The organism is Sulfurimonas limnophila (assembly GCF_059705345.1).
The window spans coordinates 47,432-63,176 of sequence record NZ_AP046127.1; the positions used below are offsets into that span (position 1 = coordinate 47,432).

The 15,745-nt window shown below is 35.7% G+C and carries 14 protein-coding genes; 10 read left to right on the forward strand and 4 right to left on the reverse strand.

The features are described from left to right. Nucleotides 1-50 precede the first annotated feature (50 nt). From mscL to AC6H33_RS00275, 9 genes are all read left to right on the forward strand, one after another. Nucleotides 51-491, forward strand: a complete 441-nt coding sequence (gene mscL / locus AC6H33_RS00235) for a large conductance mechanosensitive channel protein MscL (protein WP_497604994.1) — start codon at nt 51-53, stop codon at nt 489-491. Further along, on the forward strand, nt 488-985 hold the full coding sequence (locus tag AC6H33_RS00240) for a bifunctional adenosylcobinamide kinase/adenosylcobinamide-phosphate guanylyltransferase (RefSeq protein ID WP_497604995.1): 498 nt from the start codon (nt 488-490) through the stop codon (nt 983-985). The genes mscL and AC6H33_RS00240 overlap by 4 nt, the downstream gene beginning before the upstream one ends. Further along, a complete protein-coding gene (locus tag AC6H33_RS00245; RefSeq protein WP_497604996.1) occupies nt 982-1,704 on the forward strand; it encodes an adenosylcobinamide-GDP ribazoletransferase in 723 nt (240 codons plus the stop codon). Before AC6H33_RS00240 ends, AC6H33_RS00245 begins: the two co-directional genes overlap by 4 nt. After that, nucleotides 1,701-2,237 carry an alpha-ribazole phosphatase family protein gene (gene cobC / locus AC6H33_RS00250; protein ID WP_497604997.1) on the forward strand — a complete coding sequence of 179 codons (537 nt, stop codon included), beginning with the start codon at nt 1,701-1,703 and terminating at the stop codon, nt 2,235-2,237. The genes AC6H33_RS00245 and cobC overlap by 4 nt, the downstream gene beginning before the upstream one ends. Before the next feature lie 36 nt (nt 2,238-2,273). Further along, nucleotides 2,274-3,506 carry a hypothetical protein gene (locus tag AC6H33_RS00255; protein WP_497604998.1) on the forward strand — a complete coding sequence of 411 codons (1,233 nt, stop codon included), beginning with the start codon at nt 2,274-2,276 and terminating at the stop codon, nt 3,504-3,506. 12 nt (nt 3,507-3,518) lie between these two features. Continuing rightward, nucleotides 3,519-4,370 (forward strand): mechanosensitive ion channel family protein, encoded by an 852-nt coding sequence (locus tag AC6H33_RS00260; protein ID WP_497604999.1) that lies wholly within the window; start codon nt 3,519-3,521, stop codon nt 4,368-4,370. A 15-nt stretch (nt 4,371-4,385) separates the two neighbouring features. After that, nucleotides 4,386-5,441 (forward strand): nicotinate-nucleotide--dimethylbenzimidazole phosphoribosyltransferase, encoded by a 1,056-nt coding sequence (locus tag AC6H33_RS00265; protein ID WP_497606005.1) that lies wholly within the window; start codon nt 4,386-4,388, stop codon nt 5,439-5,441. Between the two features lie 86 nt (nt 5,442-5,527). Next, nucleotides 5,528-8,515, forward strand: a complete 2,988-nt coding sequence (locus AC6H33_RS00270; RefSeq protein WP_497605000.1) for an EAL domain-containing protein — start codon at nt 5,528-5,530, stop codon at nt 8,513-8,515. Nucleotides 8,516-8,587: 72 nt separating this feature from the next. Continuing rightward, a complete protein-coding gene (locus tag AC6H33_RS00275) occupies nt 8,588-8,941 on the forward strand; it encodes a hypothetical protein (protein ID WP_497605001.1) in 354 nt (117 codons plus the stop codon). Here AC6H33_RS00275 and AC6H33_RS00280 read toward each other — a convergent pair. From AC6H33_RS00280 to AC6H33_RS00295, 4 genes are all read right to left on the reverse strand, one after another. Next, complete coding sequence (locus AC6H33_RS00280; RefSeq protein ID WP_497605002.1) at nt 8,938-10,122, reverse strand: acetate/propionate family kinase; 1,185 nt, start codon at nt 10,120-10,122, stop codon at nt 8,938-8,940. The two genes, AC6H33_RS00275 and AC6H33_RS00280, sit on opposite strands and share 4 nt — an antisense overlap. Then, nucleotides 10,119-12,173, reverse strand: a complete 2,055-nt coding sequence (pta, locus tag AC6H33_RS00285) for a phosphate acetyltransferase (RefSeq protein WP_497605003.1) — start codon at nt 12,171-12,173, stop codon at nt 10,119-10,121. The genes AC6H33_RS00280 and pta overlap by 4 nt, the downstream gene beginning before the upstream one ends. A gap of 87 nt (nt 12,174-12,260) precedes the next feature. After that, the gene (locus AC6H33_RS00290; RefSeq protein WP_497605004.1) at nt 12,261-12,767 is read right to left on the reverse strand and encodes a DUF2628 domain-containing protein; all 507 of its coding nucleotides are present in this window, start codon (nt 12,765-12,767) and stop codon (nt 12,261-12,263) included. 102 nt (nt 12,768-12,869) lie between these two features. Further along, nucleotides 12,870-13,178, reverse strand: coding sequence for a hypothetical protein (locus AC6H33_RS00295; RefSeq protein ID WP_497605005.1), 309 nt, complete (start codon nt 13,176-13,178; stop codon nt 12,870-12,872). A 110-nt stretch (nt 13,179-13,288) separates the two neighbouring features. Here AC6H33_RS00295 and ppsA point away from each other — a divergent pair, with 110 nt between their 5' ends. Beyond that, entirely contained in the window at nt 13,289-15,670 is a 2,382-nt protein-coding gene (ppsA, locus tag AC6H33_RS00300; protein WP_497605006.1) for a phosphoenolpyruvate synthase, read from the forward strand. The last annotated feature ends 75 nt before the right edge of the window (nt 15,671-15,745 follow it).

Consider the following 15,745-nt stretch of genomic DNA (forward strand, 5'->3'; position numbering starts at 1 on the left):
AAATAATTTCTAACTATGTTAAAATTACATATCACTAAAAGGATTAATGAATGTTTGAAGAGTTTAAAAAGTTTCTTATAAAAGGGAACATGGTTGATATGGCGGTTGGTTTTATCTTTGGGGCTGCGTTTGCTACTCTTGTTCAATCACTAGTTAAAAATATAGTTATGCCTCCTGTTGGTATGCTTCTTGGAAAAGTTGATTTTTCAAACCTCTTTATCGCACTGGATGGGAATAGTTATAACACTATTGCAGAGCTAGAAAAAGCGGGTGCTCCAGCTATAAAAATAGGTGTTTTTGTAAATGATGCCATCTCATTTTTGATTTTGGGAACAGTTATGTTTATGCTTGTAAAGAGCTATAACAAACTAAGAGTTAAGGAGGAAGCGGTGCCAGTACCTCCACCTTCTGAAAAAACATGCAGTGATTGCGCTATGAGTATTCCTGTTGCTGCAAAAATATGTCCATATTGCGGAAACAAAGAGGTTTGAGTAAAACCCTCTTTATCGGTGGCATTAAGAGCGGTAAATCTCTTAATGCCCAAAACTACATATTGGCTTTATCATCTAAAAAACCTATCTATCTTGCCACAACTGAGTTTGTAGACAATGAGATGCAAGAGCGTATAAACGCTCATAAACAGAGCAGAAGCGATGATTTTAAGAGCATAGAAGAGCCTCTAAAAATCTATAACACAATTGCTAAGTGTGATAGTGCTGTTTTAGTAGAGTGTGTTAGCATGTGGATAAATAACATGCTATATCATGGCTTTACGTTTGCTGATATGAAAGAGGAGCTGGAGAAGATTTTAGAGCTTGATAAAACAGTAGTTTTTGTTTTAAATGATGTTGGAAGTGGAGTTATCCCAGACAATGCTCTGGCAAGGGAGTTTGTAGATATAAGCGGTAAACTATCCCAACTCATAGCTTCAAAGTGCGATGAGGTTTATCATACTATTGCTGGTATTTCAACGAGGATAAAATGAGAGATATTTTTAAAGGGTTTGCACTAGCCGTATCTATGTTAACAACTGTTCCTTTTTTTAAAATCCATGATTTTTTTAAGGGCATAAACGGCTATGCGGTGATGTTTTATCCGCTTGTTGGATTTTTGCTCGGGCTTATTCTTTGGGGTGTTCAATCACTTTTATCCCCTTTTGCGCCATCTTTTCATGTTGGAATTATCATCTTTGTTTTGTGGGTTTTGCTAACTGGCGCACTTCATCTTGATGGGTTAAGTGACACTGTTGATGGACTTTATGTCACAAAAGAAAAAGCTCTAAAAGTGATGAAAGATTCACATGTCGGTGGGATGGGGATGATTGTTAGTGCTACTTTTTTGATAGCAAAAGCGTCATCTTTAGCGCACTTTGAAGCATTTTATCTACTGCCAATTATTCTTATGCTTCCAAGACTAAATGTTGTTTTAGCAATCTACTTCTACCCTTATGTAAGTCCAAATGGAATGAGCACTTTGGCAAAAGCCGAACTTACAAAAACAGAGCTCTTTATCGCTCTTTTTTACTCTCTTGTTTTAGTTGCCTTTTTTAATATCTGGTTAGCTTTAGTTAGCGCTTTGTTAGTTTTGTTTGTTATAAAAAGCTTTTTTATAAAGCGTTATGGCGGTTTTACTGGCGATATTTACGGCTTTAGCATAGAGGTAACAGAGCTTATTTTGTTAAATGTACTTCTCTTTAGCTTATGAAACTAACACTAGTTCGCCACTGCGAAGTTGATGAGAGATACAAAAACTGCTATAACGGACACAACGATATAGGACTCTCAAAAAATGGAGAATTTCAAGCAAAAGAGTTGTGCAAAAAGCTTGATGCCTTAGTGTTTGACGCTCTCTTCTGCTCTGATTTGAGACGTGCCAAAGAGAGTCTAAAATACTCTTTTCATGCAGAGGACACAATATATACAGACAAACTAAGAGAGAAATCGTGGGGTGTGCATGAAGGCATGAGTTATGATGAGATTGTTGAGAGAGAAAATATTGAGTATATAGAGTTTATGCAGTGGATAAATGTTCTTGGTGGAGAGCCTTATATAGAGTATATAAAGAGAGTAAAAGAGTTTTTTTATGACTATTTGCCCTCATTAAATAGAGAGAGCATCTTAGTTGTAACACACGCTGGAGTTATTCGTGTGTTGTTCTCAATCGCCCACAATATAAGCCTCGAAGAAGCTTTTTGTATGAAAGTAGGCTATAGCTCTATAACACTATTAGAAATATGATAAAATGCACCAATATGTCAAAATAAGGCTAAACGTATGAGCAGTGATAAATCTCAAATAGCACAAAATGGAAATTTTATAACTTACATAAAAAACAAAATATCTGAGTTAAAAAAAGTGATAGGTGTTGTTGATGAAAAAGAGCCCATCTCTTTTAAAATCTCAGAATTTATGCAAGAAGTTGACGCTTCACTTACTGAACTACCAAAAGAGTATAAAAATCTTTATGAGTTAAAACCAGCCGAGGGCGATTTTTTTATAAATCGAGAAGAAGAGATACAAAAGCTTGAACTCTCTTATGAGAACTGGATGAAAGACCGCTTTGTGACATGTGCTATCATTGGGGAAAAAGGGTGTGGAGTCACCTCAACGCTAAGCGCCTTTTTGAAAAAAATTCCTAAGATAGAGACAATAAGAGCAGAATTAAGTCAAAAGATATATACGGATGAGAGCTATTTTACCTTCTTTAACTCCCTGCTAAAAACTGAGGGTATAAAAAGCAATAAAGGGCTGATTGACTCTTTAAACGATACTCAAGATCACAAAATCATCATAATAGAGAATCTCCATCATATGTTCTTAAAAAAAGTGGGTGGATTTGAGAGTATGGAGATGCTCTTTGAGCTTATTTCATATACAACAAAAAAAGTGCTTTGGATAGGAGTTTTCACACCTCAAACATGGAACTATCTTGATAAAACTATCGCAATATCAAACTATTTTACAAGCGAGATAGTTATGCATCAGTTGACCTATGAGACCATAAAAGAGATTATGCTCAAGCGAATTGATTGCGAATTAACAAGAGTTGAGTTTATCCCAAATGAGCAAACCATAGAGAGTAAAACTTTTCAAAATTTACAAGAGAGTGAAAAACAACCTTATTTGGAGGAGAAATTTTTTAAACTTCTAAGTAAGCTCTCAAACGGAAATATCTCTCTTGCACAGCTTTATTGGATACGTGCCATAAGTACAGCTGAGGATGATAAGAAGTTGATAGTTAAAGAGATTGACGATTTTGACTACTCTTTTATCAAAAATTTATCCTCAGAGGCTCTCTTTACTCTTCAAGCACTGATTTTGCATGACGGGTTAACTATAAACGATTTTGCAGTTGTTATGCATGAACCGCTAAGCGAGTGTCGCAAAACGCTTATGCCTATGCTTGAGAGAGGTTTGCTAATCCAGCCTCGTAAAAAGTACAACATAAATCCTGCCATATACAAACCTGTACACAACTATCTCTCATCAAAAAATTTTATTCACTAAGAGGGGCGCTATATGAGACTTATAACACTTATATCTTTACTTTTTTTTACTCAGCTCTGTTACGCTACAGATGAGCAAACAGTAAACTTTATTGAGATTATCTCTATCTCAAAAATTCTTCTAAGCATTCTCTCTTTGATAATCAGTTATTTTTTTATAACACTATTTACTAAAATAGTCGAATTTTTTGCAGAGAAAAGCTCTAAACTAAGGATAACAGTAAAAGGGCTTATCCCAATAGCAAGAATTGTTCTTTGGATTACTTTTATATCTATAACCGTAAAAGTAATCTATAATCCGCCAATAGAGATGCTTATGACGGCTCTTGCATCAGTAGCAATAGCGATAGGTTTTGCTACTCAAGATCTGCTCAAAAATATATTTGGCGGAATTATGCTTCTATTTGATAGACCTTTTAAAGTTGGAGACAAGATACTTGTAGGGGAAAATTACGGTGAAGTTTTAACGATTGGTCTTAGAACTACACGCATCGTGACTCCTGATGACTCAATTGTAGTTATCCCAAATATGGAGCTTATGAACACAGCTGTTTCAAACTCCAACTCTGGAGAGCTCTATTGTCAAGTTGTCGCAAAGATAGTTCTTCCCGTACATGTAGATACACAACTAGTTCGTAAAATCGCGATAGAAGCGGCTCAAGTCTCAAGATATATCTATCTAAATATGCCAATAGAAGTTCTCTTTTCAAATAGAATCTATCAGCGTAAATCTTTTTTAGATGTAGAACTAAAAGCGTATGTTATGGATATACGCTATGAGTTTGCCTTTAAAAGCGATATGAGTGAGATAGTCATAAAAGAGCTTTTAAAACAGGGCGTAGTAGATAACAATGAGCTTGAGTAGTTAAAAGGATAAAAAATAAAAACATATAACATATTTACAAACAAAGAAGATTCTCTCCCAAGCGGCAAGGCAGATTTTTTACTAGCCGCCTCAGTTACTCTGACATGTGAGATAGAGGGAATCACTCAAGCTGGGATTGCAGGGATGATTCCGCTTACGCCGACACTTGATGCGGAGTTTATAACTAACTCAAAAGTTTTCTCTTTAGGTGAAGTTGCTGAAACTCCAACAGGTGTGCCAACCCCCGCTATCATAACAAGAGCAGTTCATAACCTAACCCCATTTAGTAGTATCGAGATACTTGATTTGGGGCTTACAAAACTACCTCAGAACTCTACATATCACACTTTTGGCATAACTCCATCTGGCTCAATTGCAACAGGAGCAAATATAGATGCAAGAGATGTGTTTGAAAAAGGGGCAAGAGCAGGGCGGAGTTATGAACTAAAAGGAAGCTATCTTATCTTGGCGGAGAGTACACCAAGCGGAACAACAACGGCGGCAGCTACTGCTCTAGCTCTTGGATATGAGTGCGAAGATGACTTCTCATCAAGCTTTTTAAATGTTCCGACAACTATAAAAAAAGAGACAATTGACAAAGCGCTATCTTTGATAAACGACGATATGACAAATTTTGAAAAACTCTCTTATGTTAGTGATAACATGCTTCTGTTTTGCGCTGGTTTTTTACTTGAAGCCTCAAGAAGATTTCATGTAGTTTTAGCTGGTGGAACACAGATGGCAGCGGTCTTACTCATAGCAGATAAGTTAAGAGAAGATGTGCTTATGCGTATCAAGAGTGATAATGTCACTCTTGCAACCACCTCATGGATAGCAAATGATAAAAACTCAGACATCGCTCATATACTCTCACTTCTTAGCTACAAACCTCATGCGGTTTATACAACTTTTTCATTTCAAGAAGCATCAATTGGTGTGTTAAAAAAGTATGACGAAGGTGAAGCAAAAGAGGGTGTCGGTGTTGGAGCAGCTTTAGGATATGCTTGTGCAAACGGAGCGGATAATAAAAACCTTTTAGAAGAAGTAGAGTTCATTTTATATAATTTATAACTGTTCTTAACAAAAAAATAGCGCTTTATATGCTAAAATAGGCCTTGATATAAATTATTTTTATAATACAACAATGGATTTTATATATGAAGCTAGATTTAAAATTAAGATTATTAATTATTCTCGTTATCCCTCTTCTTTTTGTTATAGGGTTATCACTAACTCTGCTTTATAGCATACTTGATGATAAAAAGAATTTAGAGTTTACAAAGCATCATATACTAGAAGCAGAAGCCATCTCCAGAACAGTTCACTCTTTACAGGTAGAGCGAGGAGTGACTACTAAAGTAATGGCAGACGGTAAAGTAGATGAAAACTCCAAAGAGCTATTAGCAGCAAAAGAGATTTCAAATGTTGCAATAAATGAAGCAAAAAGAAGAATGCTCTCATGTGGAACATGTATAGATAATGCTTCCATAAAGATACTAGACGATCTTAAATCGCGAGAAAATGCAAATATACTAAATATGCCTATCTCAGAAGCAAGATGCTTTTACAGCAAAAAGATTGCTGCTCTACTTAACCTTATAAAAATAACACCATCATTGATTGAGGACAAAGAGAACAGAAACTATATACAGTCTTACAGCTATCTCTCATCTGCCAAAGAAGAGTTAGGTCAAATTCGTGCCCTGCTTGTCCAGATTCTTCTAAGCAAAGAGTTTTCAAATGACACTTTTATTCTTTTTAAAGAGTATCTAAAGATATATAACAATGAGGCGCAAAACTTTAAGACGGTCGCAGATAAAGAAATTATCAGCTTTTATGATGATACATTTAAAGGAGAGGATGTTGATGAGGTATTTAAAATCATTGACACCGTTATAAAAAGTAGAGAAAAGGCTACTTTTGGTATAGACCCAATTATATGGTTCGATAAAGCAACAAAAAGTATAAACTTACTAAAAAATGTAGAAGATCATCTCTTTGACACAGTCCATGCTCTTATAAATAAAAAACTCGATTCTATCTATTATAAACTAGCAATGCTTCTATCATTTTTGGGTATATCGGCGATAATTATTACTATTCTTTTACTCCTCATTGCGAGAAAAATCCTCTTTTCAGCAAACTCTTTAGAGAGCAAATATGACAACTCAATTCTTCTTTTAGAGCAGTACAAATCAACAGTTGATGGAAGTTTTATAGTTTCAAAAACTGATGAAAATGGGATAATTACATACGTAAATGACGAATTTTGCAAAGTTAGCGGTTACTCCAAAGAGGAACTTATAGGAAAAACTCATAGTGTTATGAGGCATCCAGATGTTGATTTGAAACTGTTTTCTGATATGTGGCATACGATTAAAGATCTTAAAAAACCATGGATAGGTGAGATAAGAAATCTATCAAAGAGTGGACAAACGTATTGGTTAAAGGCTATTATCAGCCCTATTATAGATAAAGATGGCAATGTGGTAGAGTATATCGCTATGCGAAGTAATATTACCCAGCAAAAAGAGATAGCTACCTATTTTGAGGGTCAGTTAAAAATATCTACAAATAATTTCAACTGCTCAATGCACCTCTCAAAAGAGTACGAAAAAGCTATCGATTCAAGTACTATTTTGCTAAGAACAGATGTTGATGGGGTGATTACATATGCAAACGATAAGTTTTTAGAGATAAGTAAATATTCACTTCAAGAGCTTGTCGGGAAAAATCACAACTTTATGAACTCTCAAGATGAAGCTCTCTCTAATCATCAGACTTTATGGCAAGGAGTCATAAAAAGCAAAACAAAAGATGGTGTAGATTTTTGGACAAAAACAACTATCGTCCCGATAAAAAATCTAGATAATGAAATCATAGAGTATCTTGAGATTCGTTTTGATATTACCGAGATTATGCGTCATAAAGAGGAGTTTGAGATAGCTGCAAAAACCGACTCTCTAACAGGATGTGGCAACAGGCTTAGACTTCACTATGATATGCAAGAGAGAGAAAATCAATCGGTAGTTGTATTTAATCTAGATAATTTTAGACAGATAAATGACTTTTATGGACACGATTTTGGGGATTTGGTTATTCAGACAATAGCAAATAAAATCTATAAATTCATCTATCATGATAAAAATTTAAAGTTTTACAGACTTCAAGGAGATGAGTTTATAGCTTTAGCTGTTGACTACCCAAAAGAAGCGCTTATAGAAAAAACAAAAAGCGTTATAGAGCTTATTAAACAAAAGTTTTATGTGCGAAATGAAGAGATACTTATCTCTTGTTGCGCTGGTATCTCTTTTGAGCCTAAAGAGAATCTTCTCTCTACTGCTAACATGGCACTAAAAATTGCTAAAAAGAGCAATAAGGATTTCTTGGTTTACAGCTTAGAAACCTCTTTAGAAGCGCAGTATAAAAATAATCTCAACTGGACAAGAAAACTAGCAAACGCATTTAAAGAAGGAAATTTAGTAGCTTACTATCAGCCAATCATAGATAACAAAAGCCTTTTGAGAAATAAATATGAGTGCTTAATCCGCATGGTTGATAACAATAAAGCAGTATCTCCATACTATTTCCTAGAAGTTGCAAAACAGACAAGACAGTATTTTGAAATTACTAAAGCAGTTATATCTCAATCTTTTGAATTGTTTAAGGACTTAGATGCTCATTTTTCTATCAACCTATCTGTATTGGATATTTTAGAGCCTCAGACAACAGAGTTTATCTTTGAGATGTTGAGGGAGTACGGTATTGGTGAGAAGGTTATTTTTGAGATTGTAGAATCTGAGTCGATAGATAATTTTGATGATATTGTAAACTTTATAAGTGAAGTAAAAAAGTATGGATGTAAGATTGCGATAGATGATTTTGGTACAGGATATAGCAACTTTGAGTACCTAATCAAGCTTCAAGCAGACTACCTAAAGATAGATGGCTCACTTATAAAAAACCTAAACAAAGATAAAAATGCTCTTTTGGTTGTATCTACAATTGTTGAGTTTTCAAAGAAACTAGGTATGAAAACAGTTGCAGAATTTGTTGAAAATGAAGAGATTTTTAACATCGTAAGGGATTTGGGAGTTGACTACTCTCAAGGATATTACTTCTCTGAAGCTAAAGCAGATATCTGATTTTAGCAGAAGCACTAAAACACTAAGAAGTTTTGGTAGAATGAACGTCAAAATTTATAATAAAGTAAAAAGATGAAAACAACAGAAAAAAAGCAGACTAAACCAAGCCAAAATAGAGGAAATTCCAGTAGAGTAAATCAAAGCAGAAGTGTTAAAAAATTTCCCAAAGACAAACCATTAGACATTGCTCCAAAAAATGAAGTCAAAGAGATGTTTTTACAGTGGTTTAAAAAGCGTAACATTATCGGTCAAGTTATGAGCAAACAAGATGTTGTTAGCAGTGTTATAGCAAAACTGGATGCTAAACAAAATGATGCGTTAGAAAAAGCGATGGATGAGCTCATAAACAACGGCTTTATAGAAGTTCAAGAGGATGGTGTAACGCTTGTGCTAACGCAAAGAGGCTCTGAATTTATAAAAGATTAGTTTGCTTTAGTGTTTTTCTCAATAAGAGCAGTAGCTTCTAAGGCTATCTCTAGCTCTTCGTCTGTCTTTATAACAAAAAGCTCTATTTTGCTTGTTTGTTTTGAGATTTTTGTTAGATTTTTCTCGTTTGCCTCACTCTCTAATTCTATGCCAAAGAGTTCAAGATTTTGCACTATCTTCTCTCTTATGAGTGGAGAGTTCTCGCCTATTCCTGCACAAAAAGCTATCGCGTCAACCCTTCCTAAGAGCGCCATATATGAGCCTATATATTTTTTGACTCTTCTACTCATCATATCGATTGCAAGGCGTGAGAGTTCATCATCTTTTTTTATTATCTCTCTTAAATCAATCTCGCCACAAATCCCTAAAAGTCCAGAGCCTCTGTTTAACATTTTCTCTGTTTCATCCATGGTGTATCCAAGCTCTTTTTGAAGATATATAACTATCTGAGGGTCTATGTCTCCACTTCTGCTTCCCATGATAAGCCCCTCAAGTGGAGAAAACCCCATAGAAGTATCAATGCTTTTTCCATTTTGTATAGCACATGCACTAGAGCCGTTTCCTAGATGGAGTGTTATGATGTTTAGCTCATCAGCTCTTTTTTGCATCAAATGGGCTACTTTTTTTAAAACATAGGCATGTGATATGCCATGAAAACCGAATCTTCTGATTTTATGCTCTTTATAAAGCTCATAAGGCAGAGCGTAGAGGTATGCCTCTTTTGGTAAGCTAGAGTGAAAGGACGTATCAAATAGAGCTATTTGAGGAACATCTGGAGCTTTTTTTAGACTAACTAAGATACCTTCTAAGTTTGCCTCGTTATGAAGAGGAGAGAGCACAATTAGCTCTCTTATTTTAGAAATCACATCTTTATCAATGAGTGTGGCACTCTTAAAAAAATCCCCGCCATGAACTACTCTATGCGCAATAGCATCAAGCAAAGAGAAGTGCTCTAATATCTGATACTCTTTTAGAGTCTTGTTTATAAACTTTAATCCCTCATGATGAGTATCTATTTTATTTTCAAAGAGCTCTTTTTTATCTGCATATCTAAAAGTGATTTTAGATGACGCCTCCCCAATCTTCTCTATATGCAGATGAGCCAAAAGCTCACTTTGAGGCATTTTGTAGAGTTTAAATTTTATGGACGAACTTCCTGAATTTATTACAGCTATTTTCATATATTTGCTTGAATCGCAGTTATCAAAATAGTGTTTACTATATCAGCTTCACTGCATCCTCTACTTAAATCATTTACTGGCTTTTTGAGTCCTTGCAAAATCGGACCAATTGCTAGAGCGCCACTTGAACGCTCTACTGCTTTATAGGTGTTGTTCCCCGTGTTTAAGTCAGGAAATATAAATATATTTGCTTCCCCAGCTACTTTTGAGTTTGGAAGTTTTATGGATGCTACACTCTTATCTACCGCTGCGTCATACTGCAATGGTCCATCAACTTCAAGCTCACTTCTTAGAGCTTTTACAAGCATTGTTGCTTCTCTTACCTTATCAACATCTGCGCCACTTCCGCTCTCTCCAGTTGAGTAAGAGAGCATTGCTACTTTTGGCTCAATATCAAAGAGTTCTGCTGTTTTTGCACTTGAGAGGGCTATTTGAGCTAACTCTTTTGCGTTTGGATTTTGGTTTAGAGCGCAATCCCCATAGAGTAAAACTTTGGTTTTTAGACACATAAAAAAGAGGCTAGATACTATCAAAACATCAGGATTCGTTTTGATAATTTGTAGAGCTGGTCTAAGTGTGTCTGCTGTTGAGTGAACGGCTCCGCTTACCATACCATCCGCATATCCCAAATGCACCATCATCGTAGCAAAATAGTTTCTGTGTATCATGGCATCTCTTGAAGCTTGAAGGCTCAAACCTTTTGTTTTTCTCATCTCATAAAAGATATTGCTAAACTCTTCTAGGAGTTCTGATTTTGTATTGTCTATGATTGTCGCTTTGCTTATATCTATGCCAAGTTTTAAAGAGCGTTCACGAACTTCATCTTCTCTTCCTAAGAGCGTTATATCAGCTATATCACGGCGAAGAATTATCTCGGCTGCTCTTAAAATCCTCTCATCACTGCTCTCTGGTAAAACTATATTTTTTCTATGTTTACGTGCCATTTCAAAGAGCTTATACTCAAACATGACAGGTGTCATAACATCACTTTTTTGCAACTTTATCTTCCGCTCAAATGCACTTATATCAACACTTGCACTAAAGAGACCAAGAGCTAGAGCAATCTTTCGCTCACTCTTTACTCTAAGGCGCGGATAGACTTGAAGAAGTTTTTTTACACTCTCAAATGTATCGCTTTGTATACTTAAAAATGGAATTTTATACTCACTAAGCCCTAAAATAAGCCTTTTTAGACTATCTGAGAGTTCTGAAGTGCCCACAAAAAGAACAGCACTTATTTTTGGACATTTTGTTGAGTAAAATGAGGCAACAAGAGCCAAAACAATATCTGATCTAGTTGCATCAACTATTATCAAATCATCATCTCTTATCTCATCTAAAAACTCATCAACGCCCAAAGAAGCTACTCTAAAACCACGAATGGCTCTTGTGTTGTCGGTTGGAGAAAAAGCTATTTTTTTTGCATCAACAGTTTCAATCACATCTTCCAAAGAGATTACATCAAGCTCTGCCAACTCTCTTAAGTAGTATATATTTTCTTGTCGTTTTAGGCTATCCCCACTAACTCTACTAACAAACAAACCAAAACAATCAATATCAAAAGATATAAGATTTTGTCTCTCTATGGCTATGTCTTCATATATTTCTCTATCCAAACGCCCTTTTGCGCTAAGGATTGATATGAGAGATGAGCCGAAGTTTTGGGCAAGAAGAAGATTTATGTTTTGATTTGTGTTTGATGTAAATAAAGAGCGTGGCATACCCTCACAAAGAACAAACTCATAACGCTCTTGGAGTTTTTTAAACTTCTCAAAGAGTCTTGTTATAAGCTCATTGACCCCTTTTGAGGCGATAATTGCATCAACTTCATTTAAATCAAATCCATAACAATCATCATAACTCATATCTAGTTTATATCTTTGTGAGATAAACTCTATATCTCTGTCTTTTATCTTTTTATCAAATATAATCGGACGAAAAAAAGCGACTCTGTCTATATTTCTCTTTAGTATCTCCATGATTCCCATGGTTATAAAAAGAGAACCTACATTTTTTTCTACTGCCGAGATATAGAGTGATTTGACTTTCATAAAAAAAGTGCCTCCACAAAAAAATGAGGCTTCAGCCTCGCCTTGATAAATTATTATATCAGAATATAAAGTGTATACAATGTAGAACTATTGAAGGTTAGACGCAGCGATTGCTGGGATTGCGATAGCTGCGATAACACTGATAAGTATCAAAGATACAAACGCGACATAAATCCAAATAACCCAAGAGTGATAACCGCCTATCTGCTTCATTGTGTCTATTCTTGTCTCTTTATCGCTAATGGCAGCTTCAATTTCCAAAAGGCTGCTTTTATAGCCTTTATACACAAAATAGGTAGAGTACCCACCAGCTAAGATGCTAACAATGATAGGAACTAAGGGTATAAAACTTGTAATGATTGATACGATAAATAGAATTAATGCAGGAAGATACTGTTTTCTATAGAGTAAAAATGCAGCGCCTCCAAAAAATGCCCACCAACTCCACTTCCATTTCATAGCATCTATGCCATTAATGTTAAACTTAGAAAAAGCACTTTGATACCAAAATATTTTTTCAGGCTTAGCTACAAATGCCTCAAGCATTTTTTTGTTATAAATTTCATCGCTATATAACTCTTCTGTTTGACTCATTTTTGAGTTCCTTTAAATAAATTTACATAAATCATAGCATCACTTAATATAAATAATTCGCAAATATCACATTTTATGGGCTATTGCAGAGATAGAACTACTCTAGCGAAGTTCTATCTCTTTTACTTTACCTGCTTCAAAGACAAAATCATACTTGAGTATCATCAAATCTTTTCTAAATATCTCCATAACATGTTCTCCCTCATCAATAGAGTAGAGGCTCTTTTTTGAAGCAACTACATCAAACTTTGTGCCCTCATCTATGGATATTTTAACATCATTGGCTTGACCGCTAAAGTAAAAATATGATTTTTTAAGAGGTTTTGGGACTACCTGCTCACTCTCTTTACTTGAACATCCAGAGAAAAACAGCGATAACGCCAACACAGATAAAAGTAACACTTGTCTCATTAACAACTCCAAATCAGATATATAACTCTGAAAAATTTCATGTAGTCTAACACATTAGCAATTAAAATTTATGTTAACATATTGGATATTTTCCCAAAAAAAGGAACGTTATGAGATATATACGATTTTTTAATGAGCTCTGCATTGATGATATTGCAACTGTCGGCGGAAAAAATGCCTCTCTTGGAGAGATGTATCAAAAACTAACACCAAAAGGTGTCACCATACCAAACGGTTTTGCTACAACAAGTGAGGCTTATTGGTTGCTTTTAGAAGAAAATGGCATAAAAGATGAGATGAGAGAGATTCTTAGTGATTTAGATATAAAAGATACAAACAATCTTCAGACAAGAGGTTTAAAAGTACGTAGTCTAATACTCTCATCAACTCTTCCAAAAGCCCTAGAAATAGAGCTTTTAGAAGCATATGAGAGACTCTCAAAAGAGTATGATTCTTTAAACATTGATGTAGCGGTGCGCTCATCTGGAACTGCGGAAGATTTGCCAGAAGCCTCTTTTGCAGGACAGCAGGAAACTTTTTTAAATGTATCTTCTAAAGAGGAGCTATTAAGAGTTACCATAAAATGTTTTGCTTCACTCTTTACCGACAGAGCCATAAGTTACCGCACAAGCAGAGGCTTTGACCACTTTAAAGTTGCTCTATCTGTGGGTGTGCAAAAAATGGTAAGAAGTGATATCGCATCAAGCGGAATTATGTTTACGATAGATACACAGAGCGGTTCCCAAAACTTGATACTGATAAACGCTATCTGGGGGTTGGGTGAAAATGTTGTGAGCGGACGTGTAAATGCTGATGAGTTTTTTATATTTAAACCAACGATAGAGCGCGGAGAAAAGAGCATACTAAAACGCTCTTTGGGAAGCAAAAAAGAGAAGATGCTCTATGATGAAAAATCACGTACCATAAATATTTCAACTTCAAAAGAGGAGCAAGAGAGCTTTTCTATAAGTGAGCAAGAGGCGATAGAGCTCTCAAAACAGGCTCTCATAATCGAAGAGCATTATAAAAAACCTATGGATATAGAGTGGGCAAAAGATGGCAATGACTCTAAGCTATACATAGTCCAAGCAAGACCAGAGACTGTAAAAAGCCGAGAAAAAGGTAGTCTAAAAAGCCAAAAGTACGCCTTGCAAAATGGACAAGAGTTAAAAATCTTAACTTCTGGACGAGCAGTTGGCGAAAAGATTGGAAGCGGAGGAGTGACTATCATAAATGATACCTCAGAGTTTTCACGTTTTAAAAGTGGTGATATTTTAGTAGCAGATACGACAAACCCAGACTGGGAGCCTGTTATGAAAAAGGCTTCAGCAGTTATAACAAACCGCGGAAGCCGAACTTGTCACGCCGCTATTGTTGCCAGAGAGATAGGCGTTGCGGCCGTTGTGGGATGCACCAATGCCACAACTGTTTTAAAAGATGCTCAAGTAGTAACAGTTAGTTGCGCAGAGGGCGATGAGGGGTATGTTTATGATGGAGAGCTTAAGTACACGATAAAAAACATTGATATAAGTGAGTTTAAGCCAACAAAAACAAAACTCTTTGTAAATATTGGAAACCCAGCAGAAGCCTTTAAAATAGCACAAATGCCAAATGATGGTGTAGGTCTGGCAAGAATGGAGTTTATTATGAATAACTCTATCAAAGCCCATCCAATGGCATTAGTTGATATGAAAAAAGCAAAGAGTGTTAAAGATGAAGATAAAATCCGCTCTTTTATGGCACCCCATACTGATTCAAAAGAGTTCTTTTTGCAAAAAATAAGCGAAGGTGTTGGAATGATTGCGGCTGCTTTTTATCCAAAAACAGTAATTATACGAACAAGCGATTTTAAGAGCAATGAGTATCACAATATGCTTGGCGGAGCAGATTATGAAGCCCTTGAAGAGAACCCGATGATAGGATTTAGAGGGGCAAGTCGCTACTATGATGAGGGTTATAGGGAGGCTTTTGAGTGGGAGTGTGAAGCTCTAAAAATAGTACGTGATGAGATGGGGCTTGATAACATAAAAATAATGCTCCCATTTGTAAGAACTCCAGATGAGGGGAAAAAGGTCATAGAGATTATGAACAAGCAAGGGCTCACTCAAGGTAAAAATGGTCTTGAAATCTATGCTATGTGTGAAATTCCAGCAAATGTTATCTTAGCAGATAAGTTTTTAGAGATTTTTGATGGCTACTCCATCGGCTCAAATGATTTGACTCAGCTAACACTTGGCGTTGATAGAGAGAGTGCGAAAATTGCCCATATATTTGATGAGAGAGATGAAGCCATCAAGAGAGTCTTAAAAATGGCGATAGAAGCTTGTAAAAGCAGAGGAAAATATATAGGTATCTGCGGACAAGCACCATCCGACTACCCAGAGATTACAGAGTTTTTAGTACAAAATGGCATAGACTCCATCTCCTTAAACCCAGACTCTATCTATAAAATGCATAAAATAGTGAGTGATTTGGAAGAAAAACTCTCCTAAACAAAGTAGAGCTAATTTTTCCACCACCCCTCGCTCTCATACCATTGTATGAGAGCGTGTATTGCATTTTTTGTA

What these genes read in the sequence shown, in the direction of transcription:
- mscL (WP_497604994.1), top strand. Translation starts at nt 51, where the DNA reads ATGTTTGAAGAGTTTAAAAAGTTTCTTATAAAAGGGAACATGGTTGAT.
- AC6H33_RS00245 (WP_497604996.1), top strand. Translation starts at nt 982, where the DNA reads ATGAGAGATATTTTTAAAGGGTTTGCACTAGCCGTATCTATGTTAACA.
- cobC (WP_497604997.1), top strand. Translation starts at nt 1,701, where the DNA reads ATGAAACTAACACTAGTTCGCCACTGCGAAGTTGATGAGAGATACAAA.
- AC6H33_RS00255 (WP_497604998.1), top strand. Translation starts at nt 2,274, where the DNA reads ATGAGCAGTGATAAATCTCAAATAGCACAAAATGGAAATTTTATAACT.
- AC6H33_RS00260 (WP_497604999.1), top strand. Translation starts at nt 3,519, where the DNA reads ATGAGACTTATAACACTTATATCTTTACTTTTTTTTACTCAGCTCTGT.
- AC6H33_RS00270 (WP_497605000.1), top strand. Translation starts at nt 5,528, where the DNA reads ATGAAGCTAGATTTAAAATTAAGATTATTAATTATTCTCGTTATCCCT.
- AC6H33_RS00275 (WP_497605001.1), top strand. Translation starts at nt 8,588, where the DNA reads ATGAAAACAACAGAAAAAAAGCAGACTAAACCAAGCCAAAATAGAGGA.
- AC6H33_RS00280 (WP_497605002.1), bottom strand. Translation starts at nt 10,122, where the DNA reads ATGAAAATAGCTGTAATAAATTCAGGAAGTTCGTCCATAAAATTTAAA.
- pta (WP_497605003.1), bottom strand. Translation starts at nt 12,173, where the DNA reads ATGAAAGTCAAATCACTCTATATCTCGGCAGTAGAAAAAAATGTAGGT.
- AC6H33_RS00290 (WP_497605004.1), bottom strand. Translation starts at nt 12,767, where the DNA reads ATGAGTCAAACAGAAGAGTTATATAGCGATGAAATTTATAACAAAAAA.
- AC6H33_RS00295 (WP_497605005.1), bottom strand. Translation starts at nt 13,178, where the DNA reads ATGAGACAAGTGTTACTTTTATCTGTGTTGGCGTTATCGCTGTTTTTC.
- ppsA (WP_497605006.1), top strand. Translation starts at nt 13,289, where the DNA reads ATGAGATATATACGATTTTTTAATGAGCTCTGCATTGATGATATTGCA.